This window comes from Oleiphilus sp. HI0061 (assembly GCF_001635675.1).
Window position 1 is genome coordinate 1 of record NZ_LWFE01000993.1, and the last position, 4,883, is coordinate 4,883.

General features: G+C 44.1%; 4 protein-coding genes and 1 pseudogene. All 5 read left to right on the top strand.

The genetic code is table 11. From position 1 onward, the window contains the following. Positions 1-599: 599 nt before the first annotated feature. A complete protein-coding gene (pcnB, locus tag A3735_RS11485; RefSeq protein ID WP_082865097.1) occupies positions 600-1,901 on the top strand; it encodes a polynucleotide adenylyltransferase PcnB in 1,302 nt (433 codons plus the stop codon). A 52-nt stretch (positions 1,902-1,953) separates the two neighbouring features. Further along, entirely contained in the window at positions 1,954-2,457 is a 504-nt protein-coding gene (gene folK, locus A3735_RS11490; protein ID WP_068510005.1) for a 2-amino-4-hydroxy-6-hydroxymethyldihydropteridine diphosphokinase, read from the top strand. Positions 2,458-2,555: 98 nt separating this feature from the next. Further along, positions 2,556-3,350, top strand: coding sequence for a 3-methyl-2-oxobutanoate hydroxymethyltransferase (gene panB, locus A3735_RS11495; RefSeq protein ID WP_197469979.1), 795 nt, complete (start codon positions 2,556-2,558; stop codon positions 3,348-3,350). 13 nt (positions 3,351-3,363) lie between these two features. Further along, positions 3,364-4,212, top strand: a complete 849-nt coding sequence (gene panC / locus A3735_RS11500) for a pantoate--beta-alanine ligase (protein WP_068510000.1) — start codon at positions 3,364-3,366, stop codon at positions 4,210-4,212. Positions 4,213-4,233: 21 nt separating this feature from the next. Continuing rightward, a pseudogene (locus A3735_RS11505) lies at positions 4,234-4,883 on the top strand (glucose-6-phosphate isomerase); the annotation flags it as partial.

The following is a 4,883-nucleotide window of genomic DNA, read 5'->3' on the forward strand; positions in this document are numbered from 1 at the left end:
ATTTATTAAGTGCTGGTACAGCTAATGCTACTCTTACTAGCATAAAAATAAAAATAACCAATATTAGTTATACAAATAAAAATAAAAATAGTAGTTAGCTTCTATTGTAGAAACCGCAGCGATAAAAATAATAAATGCGGGGTAAACTGAATATTTTGAATGCCTAGCTTTTTAGCGGCCGAAAAAATGAATTGAGTTATTGTTTCTGACTAATAAGAACACATAAAGTGGCACTAGTCCTAAACCGGATAACTTTATTTTAGCTACCGCTCTGAGTATTCAAATTGCTCTGTTTACATGCAAAGGTGTGAGCTTTTGCCCTAAAGCACAGACATGGATTCACAACAACAAAAAATTTAGAGTCTGCTCTTTTAAGCATGAAAAGGTCAATCACGGAGAGCGTTTGATCTTTTCATGCAAAGTCATTCCCCCTCTCTTTTCTTATTATTACTTGTGTTGCTACTTTTTCTGGTACAGTTTTCTCTTTAGATAAACTCTTGGCCTTGGTCTATGGTAAAGTATGGCTTCATAAAACGTAAGGCTGATAGAGCCCCTCAAGGTCTTAGTACTTCGTAACCCACAACAATGATTGTTTAAACATGTCCAGACTGTCTCCTTCCATTATACCTCGCGACCAACATCCCGTTTCTCGTAGCCAAATTAGCCCATCGGCGTTAAAGGTTATGCATCGCTTACATAATAGCGGCTATGAGGCGTATCTGGTTGGTGGTGGTGTCAGGGATATTTTGCTCGGCCAAAATCCTAAAGATTTTGATATTGCGACCAATGCACACCCTGAGGAGGTACATGCTCTTTTTAAGAATTCACGTTTAATTGGTCGTCGCTTTAAGCTCGTCCATATCCTGTTTGGCCGCGAGATTATCGAGGTTGCTACCTTCCGTGGAAGCGTAAACCAACAGGACGAAAAACAATCAGAGCATGGCATGCTGCTTAGAGACAATGAATATGGCAGTATCGATGAAGATGCTGTGCGAAGAGACTTTACGATAAACGCTCTCTATTACAGCCCTAAAGACTTTTGTATTTACGACTATGTCGATAGCCTGGACGATATTAAGCAGGGTCTGATCAACATTATTGGCGACCCGGAAACACGCTATAGGGAAGATCCGGTTCGGATGATCAGAGCTTTGCGTTTCGCGGCTAAACTAGACTTTGATATCGAAGAAGAGACCAGCGGTGCCATACGAGAGCACGGTCAGCTATTGTCCAACGTTGCAGCAGCACGTTTGTTCGATGAGATTCTAAAACTGTTTCTCTCTGGCTATGGATTGAAAATTTTTCACCTCTTAGTCGACTATGGGCTATTTAAGCCCTTGTTCCCAGCTATTGCTCATACCTTGGAAAACAGTGATAAGAGTGCTATCTATAAGAAAATGCTCGAGGCAGGCTTAACAAATACTGATCAACGAATTCATCAAGAAAAACCCGTCACACCAGCATTTCTGTATGCAACTCTTCTATGGCCTGAAGTCGATAGACTGTGGTCACAACTTATTGAAGAAGGCGTTCCCGAATTTCCTGCATTACAACAAGCAGGGCAACTTACACTTCAAAGCCAACTACCTCATATATCTATACCCAAGCGCTTCACCTTAATGATGAAGGAAATATGGGAATACCAAATCAGACTCACTAAGACTCACGGCAAGCGGCCTTTCCACCTCGCTGAACAGCAACGATTCAGGGCTGCCTATGACTTTTTGTTGTTACGGGAGCAAGCTGGTGAACCTGTCGGCGAACTCGCTAAGTGGTGGACTGAATTCCAAATCAAGCACCCTTCTGCTGTTTATAACAAAGCTAATCATCGAAAAAAGCGTGAGACACCTGGTGCTGACCGCCGAAAGACCCGACAATCACGACGTCCAAAGCGATCATAATGCTGCAGGTATAAGTCAGCAGGAACTGTTCGGCGAGAAGAAAAAGCTAGTCATGAAACTAAATCAAGTACTCATCGGTATTGGTAGCAACCTGGAAAGTCCTCGTCTTCAAGTAATAAAGGCGATAGAAGCCCTATCCCGGCATCCTGAACTAAAGCTAATGTCATCATCATCACTATACAGTAGCTGCCCTCAAGGGCCTCAGGATCAAGATGACTTCGTCAATGCAGTCATCTGGCTTGAAACCGCTCTGGAACCACTCGCTTTGTTAAAGTGTACTCAAACACTTGAAGCCGAATTCGGGCGTATAAAGACTCGGCATTGGGGGGAGCGAATCATCGACCTGGATATTCTATTCTATAACGATGAAACGCTATCAAGCGACGACCCTGACTTACGCATTCCTCACCCTTATGCGCTGGAACGAGACTTTGTGCTGGTACCAGCAATCGAAATTGCGCCTGCTTGGACGCTTCCCGATACATCGACCCTAGAACAACATCTTTCTTCGTGCAGCGAGCATAATTTACTTCGTTTAGATGGCACTCCGACTTGAGTCTCGCGAAACAAGTAGCTAATCTACGCACAAGCTAAGCTCTGTCATAGATTATCAGTAGTCGGTTTTATACTACTGTGAAAACTAAGGATTATATGATGAAAACGACAACCCTGAGCCTTCGTAAACTAAAAGAGTCCAATGGAAAATTCTCCTGTGTCACAGCCTATGACGCAACCTTTGCTAAGTTAGCGTCGGATGCTGGTATCGACGTTTTATTAGTCGGCGACTCTCTAGGCATGGTGTTACAAGGTCAGGACTCGACATTGCCTGTTAGTATTGATGACATGGTCTATCACACTCAATGTGTTAGCAGAGGCGCTCAGTCTCCCTTAATTATGGCCGATATGCCTTTTAATACCCTGAATAGCCCTCACGATACCTTGAACTATGGTGGACAGTTGATGCAAGCAGGTGCCCATATTATCAAGCTAGAAGGCGGCGAGTGGCTTGCAGAGTATATTGAAGCCTTAAGTGATCGAGGCATTCCTGTTTGTGCACATTTGGGTTTAACGCCTCAGTCTGTCAACAAGTTAGGCGGCTATCGCGTTCAAGGCAAGGAAGCTGAAAAAGCTAACGCCATGATTAATACTGCGCGCGCCCTTGAAGAGGCCGGTGCCGATATGATCTTACTTGAGTGCGTACCCACCTCACTCGCTGAGCTCATTACCAAGAAAGTTAGTGTCCCTGTCATCGGAATTGGTGCGGGGAATGTTACCGATGGTCAGGTCTTGGTGATGCATGATCTCCTTGGAATTACTTCCGGACATAAGCCTAAGTTCGTAAAAAACTTCATGCAAGGCGCCGGTTCAGTGCAACAGGCCTTCGAGCACTACGACCAAGCGGTTAAGTCCGGCGAATTCCCTTCTGCCGATTATAGTTTTGCAGGCTAAACGAGACTCAAGCATGATCACCGTTAACAGTATTATTGCACTACGAAAAGTTATCAAAGAAGCTAGACAAGCCGGTAAAGTAATCGGCTTTGTACCCACTATGGGCAATCTTCATGAAGGCCATCTCAGTCTTATCGATCGTGCCCGCCAAGAAGCAGACTTAGTTGTCAGCAGTATCTTTGTAAATCCTATGCAGTTTGGTGAGAACGAGGATCTTGATGCCTACCCTAGAACACTTGAAGATGATAGTAAGCACTTACGTAGTAGATATTGTGATGTCTTGTTCGCACCACCTGTTAGCGAGATCTATCCAAACGGCTTAGCTGAAGAAACCAGAGTGGATGTGCCTGCTCTCGGAGATTATCACTGCGGCGCCAGTCGTGCCGGTCACTTCATTGGTGTCGCCACCGTCGTCACCAAGCTATTTAATATGGTGCAACCAGATATTGCAGTATTTGGTGAAAAAGACTTCCAACAATTAGCGATTATTCGCAAGATGGTTTCCGACCTTTGTATGCCTGTTTCTATCATTGGCGTCCCAACATCTCGGGAAGAGTCAGGTCTAGCCCGCAGCTCTCGCAATGGTTACCTTAGCCAGCAAGAAAAGCAAACTGCCGCTAAGATTTACCAGCTATTGCAACATTGTGCTGCGCAGCTTCAGGCTGGCGAACGGGATATCACTGCATTATGCGAGGACGCCAAATCACACTTGGTTAAAAATGGCTTTAAACCCGATTACTTCAATATAGCCAAGCCCACAACACTTGCTCCTTCACAAGAAACAGATACAGCTTTCGTAATTTTATTAGCCGCGTATTTGGGCTCAACCCGTTTAATTGATAATATAACGGTGAATCTTTAACCATCGATATTGAGTAACACTATGACATTGGATGTATTACCTAGTTACCAAGCATTAAAGGATCATGCCAAATTCATTACTAAGCTTCATGTAAAAGACCTATTTGAAGGTGATCCTAAGCGCTTTGATCGCTACTCCTTTCAGGCACCACATGTATTTTATGATTATTCAAAAAACCGTGTCACCGAGGAAACGATTTCGCTCTTATCTCAGCTCACTGCTGAAGCAGGGCTTGAAGCAAAGGTTAAGGCCTTGTTTTGTGGCACAGGAGAGAATGGAGACTTACTGAACAACACAGAGGACAGAGGCGTCTTACATACGGCCTTACGACTTCCAAAGTCTAGCCTGACTCAAACTACTAGCTATTCGCCTAGCCAAGATATATTGGATGAAATCCTTGAATGTCGAATTCAAATTCAAGAATTCGTTGATAAAATACACCAACAGGAAGTTCTTGGTTACACCGGAAAACCCATTGATACTCTCGTTAGTATCGGCATTGGGGGCTCTTATCTAGGCCCCAAAACAGTTACCGAAGCACTATCACCCATCGCCAAAGAAGGCCTGAGTTGTCACTATATTGCTAACGTAGACAGTAGCGATAGCCACCAAGTGCTCTCTCAGATCGTACCTGAATCCACCATTTTCCTGATTCAGTCTAAGTCCTTCGG